Origin of the sequence: Tissierella sp. MB52-C2, assembly GCF_030931715.1 — a bacterium.
Lineage (GTDB): Bacteria > Bacillota > Clostridia > Tissierellales > Tissierellaceae > Tissierella.
Genome location: NZ_CP133261.1, coordinates 2618738 through 2638580, shown reverse-complemented (window position 1 = coordinate 2638580; position 19843 = coordinate 2618738). Strand labels below are relative to the sequence as shown.

18 protein-coding genes and 1 riboswitch are annotated in these 19843 nt (G+C 31.8%); all 18 genes read left to right on the top strand.

The window, feature by feature from the left end:
* The first annotated feature begins 12 nt into the window (after positions 1-12).
* Positions 13-423, top strand: a complete 411-nt coding sequence (locus tag RBU61_RS13345; RefSeq protein ID WP_308875958.1) for a VOC family protein — start codon at positions 13-15, stop codon at positions 421-423.
* Between the two features lie 78 nt (positions 424-501).
* Positions 502-1572, top strand: a complete 1071-nt coding sequence (locus RBU61_RS13340) for an alpha/beta hydrolase (RefSeq protein WP_308875957.1) — start codon at positions 502-504, stop codon at positions 1570-1572.
* Positions 1550-2116 (top strand): GNAT family N-acetyltransferase, encoded by a 567-nt coding sequence (locus RBU61_RS13335; RefSeq protein ID WP_308875956.1) that lies wholly within the window; start codon positions 1550-1552, stop codon positions 2114-2116. Before RBU61_RS13340 ends, RBU61_RS13335 begins: the two co-directional genes overlap by 23 nt.
* Positions 2117-2149: 33 nt before the next feature.
* Entirely contained in the window at positions 2150-2800 is a 651-nt protein-coding gene (locus tag RBU61_RS13330) for a zinc dependent phospholipase C family protein (RefSeq protein WP_308875955.1), read from the top strand.
* Between the two features lie 252 nt (positions 2801-3052).
* Complete coding sequence (locus RBU61_RS13325) at positions 3053-3430, top strand: nuclear transport factor 2 family protein (RefSeq protein ID WP_308875954.1); 378 nt, start codon at positions 3053-3055, stop codon at positions 3428-3430.
* A gap of 68 nt (positions 3431-3498) precedes the next feature.
* The gene (locus RBU61_RS13320; RefSeq protein WP_308875953.1) at positions 3499-4443 is read left to right on the top strand and encodes an alpha/beta hydrolase; all 945 of its coding nucleotides are present in this window, start codon (positions 3499-3501) and stop codon (positions 4441-4443) included.
* A 250-nt stretch (positions 4444-4693) separates the two neighbouring features.
* The gene (locus RBU61_RS13315) at positions 4694-5092 is read left to right on the top strand and encodes a hypothetical protein (RefSeq protein WP_308875952.1); all 399 of its coding nucleotides are present in this window, start codon (positions 4694-4696) and stop codon (positions 5090-5092) included.
* Between the two features lie 126 nt (positions 5093-5218).
* Positions 5219-5320: riboswitch (purine riboswitch) on the top strand.
* 143 nt (positions 5321-5463) lie between these two features.
* Positions 5464-9132 (top strand): phosphoribosylformylglycinamidine synthase, encoded by a 3669-nt coding sequence (locus RBU61_RS13310; RefSeq protein ID WP_308875951.1) that lies wholly within the window; start codon positions 5464-5466, stop codon positions 9130-9132.
* Positions 9133-9143: 11 nt separating this feature from the next.
* Positions 9144-9629, top strand: a complete 486-nt coding sequence (gene purE, locus RBU61_RS13305; protein ID WP_308875950.1) for a 5-(carboxyamino)imidazole ribonucleotide mutase — start codon at positions 9144-9146, stop codon at positions 9627-9629.
* Positions 9630-9800: 171 nt separating this feature from the next.
* Positions 9801-11138 carry an amidophosphoribosyltransferase gene (purF, locus tag RBU61_RS13300; protein WP_308875949.1) on the top strand — a complete coding sequence of 446 codons (1338 nt, stop codon included), beginning with the start codon at positions 9801-9803 and terminating at the stop codon, positions 11136-11138.
* 33 nt (positions 11139-11171) lie between these two features.
* Positions 11172-12206: a phosphoribosylformylglycinamidine cyclo-ligase gene (purM, locus tag RBU61_RS13295; protein ID WP_308875948.1), complete on the top strand. Its 1035-nt coding sequence runs from the start codon at positions 11172-11174 to the stop codon at positions 12204-12206.
* Positions 12194-12817: a phosphoribosylglycinamide formyltransferase gene (gene purN, locus RBU61_RS13290; RefSeq protein ID WP_308875947.1), complete on the top strand. Its 624-nt coding sequence runs from the start codon at positions 12194-12196 to the stop codon at positions 12815-12817. The genes purM and purN overlap by 13 nt, the downstream gene beginning before the upstream one ends.
* 10 nt (positions 12818-12827) lie before the next feature.
* Positions 12828-14360 carry a bifunctional phosphoribosylaminoimidazolecarboxamide formyltransferase/IMP cyclohydrolase gene (purH, locus tag RBU61_RS13285; protein WP_308875946.1) on the top strand — a complete coding sequence of 511 codons (1533 nt, stop codon included), beginning with the start codon at positions 12828-12830 and terminating at the stop codon, positions 14358-14360.
* 16 nt (positions 14361-14376) lie between these two features.
* The gene (gene purD / locus RBU61_RS13280) at positions 14377-15630 is read left to right on the top strand and encodes a phosphoribosylamine--glycine ligase (RefSeq protein WP_308875945.1); all 1254 of its coding nucleotides are present in this window, start codon (positions 14377-14379) and stop codon (positions 15628-15630) included.
* 359 nt (positions 15631-15989) lie between these two features.
* On the top strand, positions 15990-17660 hold the full coding sequence (locus RBU61_RS13275; protein WP_308875944.1) for a formate--tetrahydrofolate ligase: 1671 nt from the start codon (positions 15990-15992) through the stop codon (positions 17658-17660).
* 96 nt (positions 17661-17756) lie between these two features.
* A complete protein-coding gene (locus tag RBU61_RS13270; RefSeq protein ID WP_308875943.1) occupies positions 17757-18062 on the top strand; it encodes a YerC/YecD family TrpR-related protein in 306 nt (101 codons plus the stop codon).
* Between the two features lie 71 nt (positions 18063-18133).
* Positions 18134-18718, top strand: a complete 585-nt coding sequence (locus tag RBU61_RS13265) for a metal-dependent hydrolase (protein WP_308875942.1) — start codon at positions 18134-18136, stop codon at positions 18716-18718.
* Positions 18719-18749: 31 nt separating this feature from the next.
* Positions 18750-19724, top strand: coding sequence for a membrane dipeptidase (locus tag RBU61_RS13260; protein WP_308875941.1), 975 nt, complete (start codon positions 18750-18752; stop codon positions 19722-19724).
* Positions 19725-19843: the final 119 nt, after the last annotated feature.

Genomic DNA, 19843 nt, shown 5'->3' with positions numbered 1-19843 from the left:
AAGGAGGGGCAAATGAAAGCTATAGATCATTTAAATAGATATGTTTCAAATGTAGACAAGTTTATCGATTTTTATATAGATGTTCTTGGCTACGAATTAATTGATAAAGGTATAAAAGGAAATGGGAAAAACTATGGAATTCTTAAGGGTGATGGACATGAATTGTTTATTTCTGAAAAAGATAATTTTATATTAGATAAAGACCAAAATTTTAGACATATAGGATATTCTATTGAAAATGTAGATGAACTTCTTGAAAAGCTAAAGTTAAAAGGGTATATAGAAAAAGATCAAGAGATTATAGTTAAACCATTTTCGAGACAATTTTATATAAAAGATCCAGATGGTTTTGAGATAGACTTAATTCAATGGACAGATAAGAATAAATTTTATAATCACTTAAAAGATAAAAATATAAAATAAATTTTGGTAGAAGCTATATACATGATAAAAATAAGAAGATGCAAAGAATCTTCTTAACTTAAATGGAGTGTTAATTTTATGAAACTATTAAGAAAAATAGCAATAGTAGCTTTAATAATATCTATATTAGCCATATTAATTTTGCCAAATAGAACACCAAAGATAGAAGGTGAAAATAGTGTAGCAGTTATAGAAAAAATTAAATTGGGTGGATTAGAACAAACTATTTTAATAAGAGGAAAGGATACTTCTAATCCAGTTTTACTCTTTTTACATGGGGGACCTGGATATCCTCAAATATCATTTGCTCGTAGATATGAAAAAAGGCTAGAAGATAGCTTCGTAGTTGTTAATTGGGACCAAAGGGGTTCTGGTATGTCTTACTCATCTAATATTCCAAAAGAGTCTATGAATAGAGGTCAGTTTATAGAAGACACAAAAGAGCTTATTGATTACCTTTGTGAAAAGTATCAAAAAGAAAAGATATATCTAGTAGGTCATTCTTGGGGAACAGAACTTGGTTTGTATGTAATAGATAAATATCCAGAAAAAGTAGCTGCCTTTATAAGTGTGGGACAAGTCGTTGATGGAATAGAAAGTGAAGTGGTCTCATATGACTATGTCCTAGAAATGGCTAATAAGAATAAGAATCAAAAAGCCATGAATGACTTAGTGAGAATTGGAAGACCCCCTTATAAAAACACCGTTAGCGATACTGCAACACAGAGAAGATGGTTATCTAAATATGGAGGAGTAGAAAGAAAAGTAAATACATTAAAATATATTGTTTTAGGCAGCATATTCTCACCAGAATATACTGGAATAGATGGAATAAAATTTGCTTTAGGTAATAAATTTTCTGCGGATACAATGTGGGGTCATAATAAGGATTTAGATTTTATTAGAGATATGCCAGAAGTAAAAGTACCTATTTACTTCTGTGCAGGTAGATACGATTATAACACTCCATCTGTGCTGACTGAAGAATACTATAATCAGATAATAGCACCTAAAAAGGAATTTATATGGTTTGAAGAATCAGCTCATTTTCCGATTTTTGAAGAGCATGAAAAGTTTAATGAACTAGTTATACGAATAAAAGATAATATTGAAAGTGAGGTTAATCATGGAAAATTTAAGCATAGATAGATATATATTTGAATCTCCTAGGTTAGGATTTAGAATGTGGAAAGAATCAGATAGAGAAATATTCGCTAAGATGAATGCTAATAATGAGGTAATGAGATACTTCCCAAAAACCTTAGATTCTAGGGAAACTGATGATTTTCTTTATAGAATACAAGAACATTTCAAGGAAAAAGGATATGGATTATGGGCAGTTGAATTGAAAGATACTAAGGAGTTTATAGGATTTATTGGGCTTTTAAATGCGACTTTTGAGGCTGATTTTACACCATGTGTTGAAATAGGGTGGAGACTGGATAATAAATATTGGAATAAGGGATATGCCACAGAAGGAGCTAAGGCTTGTTTAGAATATGGATTTAATAAGCTGAATTTAAGTAGCATATATTCTTTTACAGCAGAAATAAACAAACCTTCTGAAAATGTTATGAAAAAAATAGGTCTAAAGAAAGTCGGAGGATTTAATCATCCAAAAGTAGAAGATAGTAGTCCATTGAAACCTCATGTTCTATATAAAATAAGTAAGAAAGAATACGAAGAAATTTAGTGATAAAAACTTGTGATAAAGGGGAGGAGAATTATGGCAACATGGGGAGCACATATTAGAATAGCAGAAGCTATACTTAATATAGATAATAGTTTAGATGAAAAATGTTTTCTTGTAGGCAATGTAGGACCAGATTGTGGAGAGCCTAATGAGGATTGGAGTGAGTTTTTTCCACCCAAATCAGTCAGTCATTGGATTAATGAAGATAATCTTATTGAAGCGGAGAAATTTTACGAGGAATATTTGAATGAGGAGATAGAGGATAATAAGTTATATTCCTTTTTATTAGGCTACTATGTCCATTTGTTAACGGATATTGAGTGGAGCAACATGGTAGATGAGAAGAAAAAAATAGATGCTGAGTATAAGAAATTAGAAACTGATAAAAAGTTTATATGGACTATTAAAAAAGATTGGTATGACTTAGATCACCTATATTTTAGGAAAAATCCCAATAGTATATTTCATAGGATATTTAAAAATATAGAATCCTTTTCCGATTATTTAGATTACTATCCTGCTGGAGCAGTTGAGAGACAATTAAAGTATATTAGCGAATTTTATACTAAATATAATGGTAACCCAGAGAGAGAATATATATATTTAACAGAAAAGGAAATGAATGATTTCGTAAATGAAAAATCTAATTATATTATAGAACTGTTAAAAGGAAAAAGAAAATAGAAAATGATTTTTTAAACCTCTTACTGAATTTTAAGTCTTGGATCAGTAAGAGGCTATTTTTATGACATAAAAGATTATATAAAAGAAGGGATTTAGTAAATTTTGTAGAATAAGTATAATATGCATTTTAGTCTATTTGCAGTAAAATTCAAAAGATATATTGACGCGGAACTTATGTTTGGATAAAATACATCCAAAACTAATGTGCCAGGTGTTATGGAGATTAAAATTGACTGAGGAGGAAATTATAGCATGAATGAACATATAGTTAAGAAATTTTGGAATCTAATGAGTGATGGAATGTTTGATGAAATAGGAGAATTAATGGAAGAAAATGCAGATGTATGGTTACCAAATACTAGAGAACTTTTTAGAGGTAGAGATAAATATATCAATTTTAATAAAAAATATCCCGGTCGGTGGATAATAACTTTAGATAAAATTTTCTCTAAGGACGACATAGTCGTTTCTGCCGTAAAGGTAGAAGCAGGGGATAAGTCAAGTAGTTTCTATGCCAATTCTTTCTTTACTATTAATAATGGGTTAATCAGTGAAATAGTAGAATACTGGGGAGATAATGGTGAGCCACCTCAATGGAGAGTTGAAGAATCATTATCAGAAAGATATTAATAATTCTAGGTTTTAATAATGATAAAAGGTAGCTTTTTATAGTAAAGCTACTTTTTAGGGAGGAAATCATGAAAGGAATATTAAAAGTCATGGGGATAATTATTGGGCTAATTATTATATTTATAGGAGTTAGCTATATTAATCATAGAATTCATTTATCTAAAGAAGATGAGTTATTCGTCCCAAATGGGGAGATGGTAGAAGTAAATGGACATCAGATGTATATATATACAGAAGGGGAAGGAGATAAGACATTAGTATTTATGTCAGGCGGTGGTACATGCTCTCCTACTTTAGATTTTAAATCACTCTATTCACTTCTGAGTGATAAATATAGGATTGTAGTAGTAGAAAAAGCAGGATATGGATTTAGCGATATTGTAGATATAGATAGAGATATTGATAATATTTTATCTGAAACAAGAGAGGCACTTTTGAAAGCTGAAATAAGTGGACCATATATTTTGTATCCACATTCAATGTCAGGAATTGAAGCATTATATTGGGCTCAAAAATATCCAGGTGAAGTAACAGCAATTATAGGACTTGATATGGCAGTTCCAGAATCTTATGAGGAGTACAATATTGATATACCCTTAATAAAACTATCGGCTTTTGCAGCTAATGCAGGAATTACAAGATGGATTCCTGGTATATGGGAAAGTGATGCTATAAAATATGGAACATTAACAGATGAAGAAAAAGAGTTATATAAAGTTGTTTTTTATCGAAGAACAGCAACGAAAACAATGCTAAATGAAGTGCAAGAAATCAAGAAAAATGCAAGTATAGTGAAGGAAAGTGGAGTTCCCAATGTTCCTATATTAATGTTTTCATCTAATGGACAAGGAACTGGTTGGAATGAGAATGAGTGGAGAGATTTTCATAAAAATTATATGAAAAACACTCAAGATGGAGAGATGGTTGACTTAAATTGTTCCCATTATGTTCATGATATTGAATATAAAAAGATAGCAGATGAAACTAAAAAGTTTATTGAGAATCTGAACTAAAATAAATTACTTAAAACTTATATTAGTACCTAATCCTAGACTGACTATTAAAGAGGCTATGCTGATGGCCTTCTTTGTAGCTTTATGTGGACTTGAATTTCTCTTAATATGCCATATCTTTAAAAATCTAAGAGCTATGAGAGATGAAAAAGCATTAAAAAATTTGTAAAATCAATATAATTATTAATTATGCAGCAATAGGGGCTTTAATAGGCTTGAATGAGAAAATATAATATTTTGAGAGGATACTATGAATAGTGATAAAATAAAGATACTGAAGTTTGTTTGTTACTTATTTGGATTCTTTTGGATATATAATGTTATGACTGGTTTTTATAATTTTTATACTACTGAGTTGCAAATGTATGATAAAGAAATTTTTCTAATCAAAATATTAGCTTTCGTGGTAGGAATTATCCTGTCATTAGTTGCATCAGGAGGCTTCACAACATTGTTTTGGTATTCATATAGATTGAAATACAAGGATGAAAAGATATTTGATAATATTGCAAAGAAAATCATAGCATTTCTTTTTGTCACAAGTGTATTTAAATCAACATTTGGTTTTTCAATATTTATATTATCATTATTTTTTACAATTATTCTTTTGATTAGATATTTAGAAAAGGAATCCAACGTTACTGACTAAAAATAGTTTTGAGTTTGTGACGTAACTTGTTTGAAGGATGAAAGTAAAAGAATTGCATTTTAAAAAATATTATAATAAACAACTCTTGACAGATATAGATCATACTGTTAATATGTAAGTGTAATAAATAATAATGAATATGTTGCTCATATAGGTCTCATAATATGGTTGAGACGTTTCTACAAAATGACCGAAAATCATTTATCTATGGGCGAAAGTGTACCTAGGGTTCCGAAGACTTTGTCTTGCTGGACCGAGCGGTACAGATACTGTATGGTCAGTATTACACCGAAGGGATAAAAGCCCAGTCGGGTAGGTTTCGCTTTGCCTACCCGGCTGGGCTTAATTTAATTTTTTGAGGAGGGTTAAATTTGGATTTTAAAAGAATTTTTATCGAGAAGAATGAAGGGTTTAATACTGAAGGACAATTGTTGTTAAAAGATTTTAGAGATTATTTAGGAATAGAAAATTTAAGTAAAGTAAGAACAGTCAATGTATATGATTTAATAAATGTAACAGAAGAGGAAAAAGAACTGATAGTAAAGGAAATACTCTTTGAAGAAATCTTAGATAATAAATATGAAAATAACCTTCCAATTAAAGATAGTGAAAGATTATTTAGAGTTGAATATCTAAAAGGTCAATATAATCAAAGAGAAGACTCTACAAATCAGATGATTAGGATCTTAACACAAAATGAAAATATAATAGTGCAAAATTCAAAGATAGTAATCTTAGAAAATATAACAGAAGAAGAACTAAATAAAATAAAGAAATATTATATAAATCCAATAGAGATGAAAGAAGTTGCCATAGATAGCTTTACCTTTGAAAAAGAAGATGAAGCAACAGAAGAAATTGAAATAATAGATGGTTTTATAAATATGACAGAAAATGAGCTTATATCTTTTAAATCAAAGTATGGAATAGGTATGGATATAGAAGATATTTTATTCTGTCAGAAGTATTTTAAAGACGAAGATAGAAACCCAACTATTACTGAACTAAAGCTAATAGACACCTATTGGTCAGATCACTGTAGACATACTACTTTTATGACAGAGATTACAGATATATCTATGGATGAAGGAAAATATAAAGAAGTATTCCAAAATGCATTAGATGAATATATAAAATCTAGAGAATTTGTTTATGAAAATAAAGAAAGACCAGTTTGCTTAATGGATTTGGCTACTATAAATATGAAGGAAACAAAGAAAAAGGGTCTATTAAATGATAAGGAAGAATCAGATGAGGTTAATGCTGCCAGCATTGAAATAGATGTAGACGTTAACGGTACAAATGAAAGATGGCTATTGATGTTTAAAAATGAGACTCATAATCATCCTACAGAGATGGAGCCTTTCGGTGGTGCATCTACTTGTCTCGGAGGTGCAATAAGAGACCCATTATCAGGTAGAGCATATGTATATCAGGCCATGAGAATTACAGGGGCAGCAGATCCAAGACAAAAATATGAAGATACTTTGCCTGGGAAATTACCTCAAAGAAAGATTACTCAGACTGCAAAGGCAGGATATAGTTCCTATGGATACCAAATAGGTGCTGCAACAGGATATGTTAAAGAAATATATGACAAAGGTTATATGGCAAAGAGAATGGAACTAGGTGCATTAGTTGCCGCTGCTCCAAAGGATGCTGTATATAGAGGAAATTCTGAGCCGGGAGATTTGATTGTCCTAGTAGGTGGCAAGACAGGTAGAGATGGATTAGGCGGAGCGGTTGGTTCATCTAAGGAACATACGGAGGAATCTCTACACACATCGGGGGCAGAAGTCCAGAAGGGAAATCCGGCAGTAGAAAGAAAAATAGTTCGTCTATTTAGAAATGAAGAAGTATCTAAAATGATTAAAAAATGTAATGACTTCGGTGCTGGTGGAGTTTCAGTAGCCATAGGAGAATTGGCAGACGGACTTTTCATTGAATTAGACAAAGTGCCACTAAAATATCCTGGTCTTGATGGTACAGAGATTGCATTATCTGAGTCTCAAGAAAGAATGGCAGTTGTTATTGCACCTGAAGATCTAGAAAGATTTATGTCCTTTGTTGAAGCAGAGGATTCAGAAGGCACAGTGGTAGCTAAGGTTACAGAAGAAAAAACTCTTAAAATGGTATGGAGAGGAAAAACTATTGTCAATATCAAGAGGAGTTTCTTAGATACCAATGGTATAAGAAAAAAGAATAAAGTTAATATAGAACAACCTATTAAAGAATTATATTTAGATAAAATTCCATCTTATGTAGAAGGAAAAGATATTAGAGATGCTTTTATAGAAAATATAAAGGATTTAAACATCTGTAGCCAAAAGGGTTTAATAGAGGGATTTGACCATACAGTAGGATCAAGTACAGTATTGATGCCTTTAGGTGGTAAATATGGTCTTACTCCAACAGAGGGAATGGTAGCAAAGATTCCTGTATTAGAAGGAGAGACAAATACTTGCTCTTTAATGAGTTATGGCTACGAACCAAAGCTTTCAAAATGGAGTCCATTCCATGGTGGATATTATGCTGTTATAGAATCTGTTGCAAAAATTGTAGCCATGGGTGGAGATTACAAAAAGATAAGATTAACTTTCCAAGAATACTTTGAAAGGATTGGAGATGATCCAACTAAATGGGGAAAACCATTTTCTGCACTACTTGGCGCATTTCTAGTGCAAAAAGAATTAGATACTCCAAGTATAGGCGGAAAGGATAGTATGAGTGGTACATTTGAAGATATTCATGTTCCACCAACATTAGTTAGTTTTGCAGTGGCTACAGACAAAGTAGAGAATATTATATCTCCAGAATTTAAAAAGACGGATTCAACTGTAGCTTTAATAAAATTGGATATAGATGAAGATGGTATGATTGACTTCAATCAACTAAAGTCAAATTACTCCTTAATTAAAGAATTAATAGATAAAGGTGAGATTATTTCAGCTTCCACAGTTAAATTTGGCGGAGTCGCAAGATCTATTGCTGAGATGGCTATGGGCAATAAAATAGGCTTTAGACTGAATGAAATCAGCAAAGAAGATTTGTTTAAGCCACTATATGGTTCCATAGTAGTTGAATTGAAGGATGAAGCAGCATTAGGAAATATTAATTATAGAGTTCTTGGAACTACAATAGAAGCAGAACATATAGAAATAGATAAAGAGATTATTCAATTAGATTTCTTAATTAAATCTTTTGAAGAACCATTGGAAGAAGTATTTCCATTATATAGAGACAAAGATAATGAAGAAGATATTAAATTTGAAAAAGGCGAAATAGTAAGAAAAGCTAGTATAGCAAAGCCAAGAGTTTTAATACCAATATTTACAGGAACTCATGGAGAATATACTATGGCTAGATGTTTTGAAGAAGCTGGTGGTGAAGTAGATGCCTTTGTATTTAAAACTTTATCTTTAACAGATATGGAGGAATCATATAAGGAATTAGCAAGAAAAATTAAGGACTATCAAATAATAGGACTACCAAATGGTTCACTATTAGGAGATGAACCAGAGACAGGCGGAAAATTAATGAAATTGATATTAAGCAATTCCTATGTAATGGAAGAGATTAACAATCATCTATATAAGAGAGATGGTTTAATCCTTGGGGTAGGTGCTGGTTTCCTAGGTCTGATGAAGTTAGGACTTATGGCTCCTTCAACAAGTATTACCTACAACAAGAATGGACAGTTTATCTCAAAATTAGCCAATATTAAGGTAAGTTCAAACCTGTCACCTTGGTTTAATGATATGACAGTGGGAGATATATATACTGTGCCAGTAGCTACAAAAGAAGGAAGAGTAATAAGTGAGAATATAGATGGTTTAATAGCTAAGGGACAAATTTCAACTCAATTTATAGATGAGAATCCAACGGGTTCAATGTCTAGTATAGAATCTTTAACTAGCTGTGATGGTAGAATCTTAGGAACTATTTCATCTATAGATAGAGTAGGAAAAGGACTATATAAGAATTCAGAAATCGTAGGAGAGCACAAGATATTTGAATCAGGTATAAAATATTTTAGATAGGGGTGTCTAATATGAAAGTTAGTATAGTAATGGGAAGTATATCAGATAGAGGAATATCAGAAAAGGTCACCAAGATATTTGATAAATTTGGAGTAGAATACGAGACAAGGGTAATATCAGCTCATAGAACTCCATATCAAGCAGTAGAATTTGCAGAAAAAGCTGAGGAAAATGGAACAGAAGTAATTATTGCCATAGCTGGAAAAGCAGCACATTTGGCAGGAGTATTAGCAGGAGTAACTTCCTTACCTGTAATAGGAATTCCTGCAAAGTCTTCAACTATGGATGGATTGGATTCACTTCTTTCTGTGGTACAAATGCCAAAGGGTGTACCAGTGGCAACTGTTGCCATAGATGGTGGAGAAAATGGAGGACTTTTAGCAGTTCAGATGCTTTCTATAAAATATCCTGAACTAAGGGAAAAATTCAAGGAATATAAGAAAGAAATGGAAAGAGAAGTAGAAAAAATGGATTATGACCTAACACAGCGAAAGTAGTGAGCTGATGTAGGTCAAACGCAACGAACGCCAAATTCATGCGAATGACAATGAGCAAATGAATTTGTGCAGTGAGACTGTGGGAAATGACCTAACCCAACAAGCGTAGCGAGTAAATAGATTTGAGTTGGGGAACTGTGTGCAGAAACTAACTAGGAAGAAGGTGCAGCTTTGAGTGGAGTTGTGGGAATTTACAGTAAGGAAAGAAATAATGTATCGAATATAATATATTATGGATTATATGCCCTACAGCATAGGGGTCAAGTAAGTACTGGAATTGCAGTAAATAACAATGGATTTGTAGACTACTTCAAAGACTTAGGATTAGTTCACGAGGTCTTTCCAAAGGAAACTATGGAAAGACTTCGAGGAAATATAGGTATAGGTCATATAAGATATGCAACTACTGGAGATACAACGACAATTAATGCACAGCCTTTAGTTGTAGGATATAGAAAAGGAGCTTTGGCTTTAGCCCATGATGGTGCAGTAGTAAATTTTGAAAAACTAAGAGATGGGCTTGAGGAGCAAGGTGCTATATTTCAATCGGAATTAGATACAGAGGTTATAGCAAATCTAATAGCCAGATACCATAAAGATAATATAGAAGATGCCATAATAAAAGCATTAGACGATATAAACGGAACATATGGATTAGTCATAATGACAACAGATAAACTAATAGGAGCAAGAGATCAATATGGGGTCAAGCCTCTTTCCATAGGCAAACTAGGAGAAGATTATATTTTAGCTTCAGAAACCTGTGCTTTTGACACCATAGGAGCGGAATTCATAAGAGATGTAGAACCAGGTGAGATAGTTATTATAGATGAAAAGGGACTGAAATCTATTAGAAGAAAAGCATATGATAAAAGACTATGTCTATTTGAAATAATATACTTTGCAAGACCAGACAGTAAGCTTGAGAATAAAAGCATTTATTTAGCAAGGATAGAAGCGGGAAAACAGTTGGCAATAGAATCGGCAGTAGATGGAGACATAGTAATAGGAGCTCCAGATTCAGGAACGATACCTGCCATAGGCTATGCAGAACAAGCTAAAATTCCATATGCAGAAGGTTTAATAAAAAATAGATATGTAGGTAGAACTTTTATACAACCAACTCAAGAATTAAGGGAGCAAGGAGTTAGAATCAAATTAAATGTTTTAAAGGAAAATGTAGAAGGTAAAAGAGTAATTTTAGTAGATGATTCCATAGTTAGAGGAACTACAATAAAAAGAACAATTGAAATGATAAAAAATGCAGGGGCAAAGGAAATACATGTAAGAATATCTTCACCTCCAGTATTACACCCTTGCTATCTAGGTATGGATACTCCAACTAAAGAGAACTTAATAGCAGCTCAAATGTCTAAAGAAGAAATAAGAAAGTTAATAGGAGCAGATTCTCTAGAATATTTATCTTTAGAAGGATTACTAAAATCAGCAGGTGGAAAAGAGTTCTGTACTGGATGTTTAGATGGTAATTACCCAATAGATAAAGAATAATTAGCTGTTAATTCAGCGAAAGGAGAGAAGGAATTGAGCTTAACATATAAAGATGCAGGTGTAGATAAAGAAGCGGGATATAAAGAGGTACAGCTTATTAAAGGAATGATTAAGAAAACCCATATTCCAGGAGTTTTGTCGGATATAGGAGGATTTGCCGGACTTTTTCAACTAGATACTAAATCCTTTGAAGAGCCAGTTTTAGTATCAGGAACAGATGGAGTAGGTACAAAACTTAGACTTGCATTTATGGCAGACAAACACAATACTATAGGAGAAGATTGCGTAGCCATGTGTGCCAATGACATTCTGTGTCAAGGTGCTAAACCTTTATTTTTCCTAGACTATATAGCCACAGGAAAGTTAATTCCTGAAAAAATGGCAAGTATAGTAGAAGGCGTATCAAATGGATGTATAAAAGCTGGATGTGCATTAATAGGTGGAGAAACGGCTGAAATGCCAGGATTTTATAAAGACGATGAATATGATGTGGCAGGTTTTTGTGTCGGAGTAGTAGATAAGAAGAAAATAATCGATGGATCAACCATAGAAGAAGGAGACTATATAATAGGACTACCTTCCAGTGGAGTTCATAGCAATGGTTTTTCACTAGTTAGAAAGATTGTATTTGATAAAATGAATATGAAAATAGATGATTATATAGAGGAACTAGGATGTAGCATAGGAGAAGAACTTCTAAAGCCAACGAGAATATATACAAACCCAGTATATGAATTAGTGGAAAAATTCAATGTAAAGGGACTAAGCCATATAACAGGCGGAGGATTTTATGAGAACATTCCAAGAATGTTACCTGAAGGATTAACTGTCGAGATAAATACACAGAAAATAAATACGCCAACTATATTTAAATTATTGCAACAATGGGGAAACATAGCTATCGATGAAATGTATGGTACTTTTAATATGGGAATAGGCATGGTTATGGCAGTAGATAAAGAGGAATTAGATGATATTAAGAATTTATTAGAAGAAAAGGAAGAAGACTTTGTAGTTCTTGGTCAGGTTAAGAAAGGTGCTGAAGGAGTAGTACTATGCCACCAGTAAAAATTGGAGTTTTAATTTCTGGTGGCGGAACTAATCTACAATCAATAATAGATAATATTAAAGATGGAAATATCAATGGTGAAATAAAGCTGATTATTTCCAATAAAGAAGAAGCCTATGGATTAACTAGAGGAAAAGATGCAGGGATAGAAAGCATATTTATAGGAAGGAAAGCCTTTGATTCGGAGGAGGAATATAATCTAAGGCTAATAAATGAATTTAAAAAAAGAGATATAGAATTAATTGTTTTAGCTGGGTATTTAAAAGTCTTATCAAAATCCTTTATTCATGAATTTAAAGAGAGAATAATAAATATCCATCCCTCACTAATACCAAGTTTCTGTGGTAAAGGTTATTATGGTGAGAGAGTTCATGGAGAAGTCTTAAGTTATGGAGTTAAATTTACAGGAGCTACAGTTCATTTTGTAGATGAGGGAACGGATACAGGTCCAATTATACTTCAGAAAGTAGTAGAAGTAGATTCAAAGGATACAATAGATACTTTAAAAGAAAAGGTATTAAAAGTAGAACATGAAATTCTAGTACAAGGAGTTAAGTTATATTGTGAAAATAGATTATACATTGAAGGAAGAAAAGTGATTATAAACTAGAGGTGAGCTAATGAAAAGAGCATTAATAAGTGTTTTTCATAAGGAAGGTATAGTGGAGTTTGCATCATGTTTAAGAGAATTAGGATGGGAAATAATTTCAACTGGTGGTACATCTAAGATCTTGCAAAAAGCAGGAGTAGAAATAATAGAAGTAGAGGATATAACTAAATTCCCGGAAATATTAGATGGAAGAGTAAAGACTCTAAATCCATATATCCATGGAGGCTTATTATATAGAAGAGATGAGCCTTCCCATATGGAAACAATAGAGAAAATGAATATTGGACCTATTGATATGGTGGTAAATAATCTTTATCCCTTTGAAGAGACTATAAAAAGACCAGGAGTAACTCATGAAGAAATTATAGAAAATATAGATATAGGCGGACCATCTATGATTAGAGCTGCAGCGAAAAATTACAATGATGTAACTGTAATAGTTGATCCAAAGGATTATGAAATAGTACTAAAGGAATTAAAGGAGAATAACGAGACCACTATAAAAACAAGGCAATATTTGGCGAGAAAAGTATTTAACTATACAGCTTATTATGATACCTTAATATCAAATTATTTTAATGAAATAGAGGAAGTTATATTTCCAGAAAGATTAACTTTAGCATATAAATCTAAAGAAGAATTAAGATATGGAGAAAACCCTCATCAAAGAGCAGCTTTTTATAAGGAAGTAGGAAAAATAGAAGGAACCCTTGCAGGAGCAGTACAAATCCATGGGAAAGAACTTTCTTTTAATAATATTAATGATGCCAACGGTGCAATTGATGCTTTAAAAATATTTGATGAGCCTACTGTAGTAGCTGTAAAACATGCTAATCCTTGTGGTATTGGCAGTGGAAAAGACATATCTGAAGCCTATGAAAAGGCTTATGAGTGTGATAAAGAATCTATATTTGGAGGTATAGTTGCTGCCAATAGAGAAATTGATGAGGAACTTGCTGAAAAGTTAAACAGTATATTTATTGAAATAGTAATTGCACCATCATTTACAGAACAAGCAATAAAAATATTAACTCAAAAGAAAAACATACGAATTCTAGAAATAAAAGATATTCTAGATGATAAATACAAAGAACTAGATATAAAAAAGATATTAGGTGGAGTTTTGGTACAAAATAGAGATACTATTTTATTAAAAGAAGAGTTACAAGTAGTTACAAAAAGAAATCCTACAGAAAAAGAAATGGAAGACTTAATATTTGCTTGGAAAGCTGCAAAAACTGTAAAATCCAATGGAGTAGTTATAGCTAAGGATAAAGGAACTATAGGTATAGGTCTAGGTGAAGTGAATAGATCATGGGCAGTTAAAAATGCCATAGATAGATCGGGAGATAAGATTGCAGAAGGTGTTCTAGCTTCTGATGGATTCTTCCCATTTAAAGATTCAATAGAATTTTTAAATGAAGCAGGAATAAAGGCAATCATCCAACCAGGAGGTTCCATTAAGGATAAAGAAGTCATAGAAGAGGCGGACAAAAATAATATGGCTATGATATTTACAGATATAAGACATTTCAAACATTAATGCAGGAGGGGAGAAAATGAAAGTATTAGTATTAGGTAGCGGAGGTAGAGAACACGCATTATGTTGGAAAATAGCTAAAAGTAGTAAAGTAAGTAAGATTTATTGTGCTCCAGGCAATGGGGGAACTGCTGAATTAGCTGAAAATATGGATATAAATGTAGATGATATAGATAAATTATTAGAATTTGCATTAGAAAACAATATAGATTTAACTGTAGTAGGGCCTGAACAACCCTTAGTTTTAGGAATTGTAGATAGGTTTCAAGAAGAAGGATTAAAAATCTTTGGTGTAAATAAAGAATGTGCTAGACTTGAAGGAAGTAAAGAATTTTCTAAAGTATTTATGGAAAAATATAATATACCTACTGCAAAGTATAAAACATTTACAGATTTAGAAGATGCAATAGAAGGAATAAAGGAGTTTTCATATCCATTAGTTATAAAGGCTGATGGATTATGTGCTGGAAAAGGTGTAGTTATTTGTCATAGTGAAGATGAGGCTAAAGATACATTAAAAGATATTTTAGGAAATAAAATATTTGGTGATGAAGGAAACAAAGTAGTTATAGAGGAATTTCTAGATGGCGTAGAAACATCACTGCTTTGTGTGGTAACAAAGGATAAAATAGTTCCTATGGAGTCTGCTAAGGATTATAAAAAGATATATGATGGTGATAAGGGACCTAATACTGGTGGTGTAGGTTGTATATCTCCTAGTCCTATATTTAATGAAGAATTAAGTGAAAAGATTGAGAAGAATATTTTAAATAATATTAGATATGGATTAGCTAAGGAGAATTTAGATTTTAGAGGAATACTTTTTATTGGATTAATGGTCGTAAAAGGAGAGCCAAAGGTATTAGAATTTAATACAAGGTTTGGAGATCCTGAAACTGAAGTACTAATTCCAAGACTTGATTCAGATATAGTAGAGTTATTTGAGAAAACCATAGATGGAACATTTATGAAATCTGACCTAAAATGGAATAATGATAGAGCTATGACAGTAGTTTTAGTATCAGAAGGCTACCCAAATGAATATGAAAAAGGATTTAAGATAATAAATATAGACAAAGTAGATAATAATACTATTGTATTCCATAATGGCACAAAGATTGTCGATAAGGATTTAGTTACAAATGGAGGGCGAGTTTTATCTGTGACTAGCTTAGGAAAAACTCTTGATGAAACCATAAAAAATGCTTATGAAAATGTAGAAAAAATTAATTTTAGCAACATGTATTATAGGAAAGATATAGGAAAGATATAGGAAAGATATAGGAAAGATATAGGAAAGATATAGGAAAGATATAGGAAAGATATAGGAAAGATATAGGAAAGATATAGGAAAGATATAGGAAAGATATAGGAAAGATATAGGAAAGATATAGGAAAGATATAATTTTTTTAAAGTAAAGGAAATCTGTTTTTTTAATTTAAAATGATTCCAAATTTTAGACAATTCTGTTATAATACTATATAGTACTACAGGGCAAAATAAAACAATGCTAAAATTTTAAATAAATATGTGATTGGTGCATAAAATAGGGTATATATCTAAAGATGTATAATTTTTTATACTATTATAGGCAATATTGTAGTACGAATGAATATAGAGGAGGAATATAAGTGAAAACAGACGTTCAAATTGCACAAGAAGCGAAAATGCTTCCCATAGTTGATGTTGCAGCTAAGTTAGGAATCGACGAAGATCATTTAATTCAGTATGGTAAGTATAAAGCAAAAGTATCTCTAGGATTACTAGATGAGATGAAAGATAAGCCAGATGGAAAATTAATCTTAGTTACAGCAATTAACCCTACTCCAGCAGGCGAAGGTAAAACAACTACAAACATAGGTCTTTCCATGGGATTAAATAAAATTGGAAAGAGTGCTATAACAGCTTTAAGAGAGCCTTCATTAGGACCTAGCTTTGGAGTTAAAGGTGGAGCAGCTGGTGGCGGATATGCTCAAGTAGTACCAATGGAAGATATCAACTTACACTTTACAGGAGACTTCCATGCTATAACTACAGCTCATAACTTAATTTCAGCTTTATTAGATAACCATATTCATCAAGGAAATGCATTAAACATCGATCCAAGAAGAGTAGTTTGGAAAAGAGTTCTTGATATGAATGATAGAGCTTTAAGAGATATTGTAGTAGGCCTAGGTGGAAAACCAAATGGTATGCCTAGACAAGATGGATTTGATATAACAGTTGCATCAGAGATAATGGCAATTTTCTGCTTATCAAAAGACTTAGAAGACCTTAAAGCTAGAGTAGGAGAAATAATAGTAGCATATAAATTTGACGGTAGCCCAGTATTTGCTAAAGACCTAGATGCACAAGGGGCAGTAGCTTTACTTATGAAAGATGCAGTAGATCCTAACCTTGTTCAAACATTAGAAAATACACCAGCACTAATTCATGGTGGACCATTTGCTAATATTGCTCATGGATGTAACTCAATGTTAGCAACAAAATTAGCTCTAAAAATGGCTGAATATACAGTAACAGAAGCTGGATTTGGTGCAGATTTAGGTGCTGAGAAATTCTTTGATATTAAGTGTAGATTTGGTGGCTTAAAACCAGATGCTGCAGTAATAGTAGCTACAATAAGAGCACTAAAATACAATGGTGGAGTTAAGAAGGATGAACTAGGAACTGAAAATCTAGATGCATTATCTAAAGGATTTGCTAACCTAGAGAAACATATAGAAAACATTAATAAGTTTGGAGTACCAGCAGTAGTAGCTATAAATAACTTCCCAACAGATACAGAAGCAGAACTTAAATATGTACTTGATAGATGTAAAGAATTAGGTGCAGAAGCAGTTCTTTCAGAAGTATGGGGTAAAGGTGGAGAAGGTGGAGTAGCTATGGCTGAGGCAGTAGTAAAAGTATGCGAAACAAAACAATCCAACTTTAAGCCAATTTATGATGTAGAAGAATCAATCAAAACTAAGATTGAAAAAATAGCTAAAGAAGTTTATGGAGCAGATGGAGTAGACTTTACAAAGGCTTGTGAAAAGACTATAGCTAATATAGAAAAGTTAGGCTTTGATAAGATGCCAATTTGTATGGCAAAAACTCAATATTCCTTATCAGACGATCCAACATTACTTGGTAGACCAAGTGGATTTAGAATAACTGTAAGAGATATAAGAGTATCAAGAGGAGCAGGTTTCCTAGTAGCATTAACGGGAGAAATCATGACAATGCCAGGATTACCAAAAGTTCCAGCTGCTAACAATATCGATATATTACCTAATGGAGAAATAGTAGGATTATTCTAATATAATAAATATAATAGCTGGGTTTTCCCAGCTATTATATTGGACATAAGACTTGAACGCTTTAATATGAAACTATGACTTTAGGAGGAAATAAAAATGGAATTTAACTCGAAGATAAAATCAGATCAAGTGGATGGATTTTTTGAAGCAATCTTGCTTTTGGAAAATCGAGAAGAATGTTATAGGTTTTTCGAGGACATATGTACAATAAAGGAAATTCAAGCAATATCACAGAGGTTAGAAGTAGCTAAGTTACTTAAAACAAATAAGACATATAATGAAATCGAAGCTGAAACGGGTGCTAGTACGGCAACCATAAGCAGAATAAATAGAGCATTAAATTATGGATCAGAAGGATATAATGTCGTACTTAAGAAATTGGGAATAATAGAGGATAAATAATATGGGGGACTAAAAAAATGTCCCTTGTCTTTTAATTAGAAACCTTAATCGACATCAATAGGAGAATATTTATGACAGGAAAAACACATATAGCAATAGGAATTGCAGCAGCTTTAACTATATCCTATGGACAACCCTTAGAGAATCAGTCTGTAATAGTATTGGTTTCTGCAATAAGTTCCTTAATTCCTGATTTAGACCACCCTAAGGGGAAAATAAATCAGAAGATATTATTAGTTAAAAACAATTTTTATAGAGTCTCATTTTATGTATTAGTAGGAATTGTATTTACATATCTGTATTACCTAAGCAAGTTAAAGTTTCTTTTGTTTCTGGGTATAGGATCTTTTCTTGTGGGAATATCAAGTCATAGAGGATTTACTCATAGTATAGTAGGCTTTCTTGTCTCAACAACCATAGTATCCTTAGGTAAGTTAGATTATGGATTAGACTCCATATATTCTGGATTTATAATAGGGTATTTCTTGCACATAGTAGCAGACTTATTTACTTCTAAGGGAGTGAAGCTATTCTATCCTTTAAATAATAAAATTTCCTTTCCCATTACAATTAAAACAAATAGTAAGTTTGAAAAGATATTATTTAGACTATTAGTTATTTACTGTGTTTGGTTATTATTAATTCAGGTAATATAAGTGAAAGAATTTGTCTAGGAGGACTATAATTATGTTATTTGATATACATGGAGATATATGGGCCGATGTAACTAAAAAAAGGGAAAAAGGATTAAAAAATATTATTAGAGATTATCATTTAGATAGATTTAGAAAAGGAAATATGGTTGGAGGGGTATTTGTTATATGGATTGATCCCCCACATGATAAGAGGCCAAAGGAAAGACTTGTTGAAAGTATTAAAGCCATGAGTAGTGAGCTATGGGAAAGTAAAGATATAATAAAGGTAATATATAATAGCAAAGATTTCTATAAAGCCATAGAAGAAAATAAAATTGGAGTATTGTTAGGATTAGAAGGATTAAGTGGCATTGGTGAAGATATAGAAAGTATATATACTTTGTACCAATTAGGGTTTAGACATGGAAGCCTAACATGGAATGAAGAAAATTTTCTTGGAACTGGAGCAAGGGGAGATATAAATAGAGGTCTTACTACTTTAGGAAAAGAAGCTATTAAGATTATGGAATCCATAGGTATGATTTTAGATGTATCCCATGCAAACGATAAAACTTTTTGGGATATTTATAATGTAGCTGAAAAGCCATTTATAGCATCTCATTCCAATTCAAGAGTATTATGTAATGTTCCAAGAAATTTAACCGATGATCAAATAAAGGCAATTGGTGAAAGAGATGGTCTAGTTGGTATAAATGCTTTCAATGAATTTATACATGAAGACAAGGATAAAAGAAGTGTAGACTATTTAATAAGTCATATAGAATATATTATAAACCTCATAGGAATAGATAAAATCGCCTTAGGATTTGATTTCTTTGAATATATTGGAAAAGATACAGCAAATACCTTTACTGAAGATTCTTCTCTACGTACTAAGGGATTAGAGGACATTTCTAAAGGAAAAGATTTTATACTAAAACTTAAGGAAAAAGGATTTACACAAGAAGATATAGAAAAAATAGGCTATAAAAACTTTTTAAATTTGATAAATAGGGTATTAAAGTAGATAATATAGGATTTGGCTAAGTTAATTTTTTTCTAATTTTACAACGAAATACTCACTAAATGAATTAGCACAATCTTTAAAGAATGCTATTGTTATATATTTTTCTTTAATATATAATT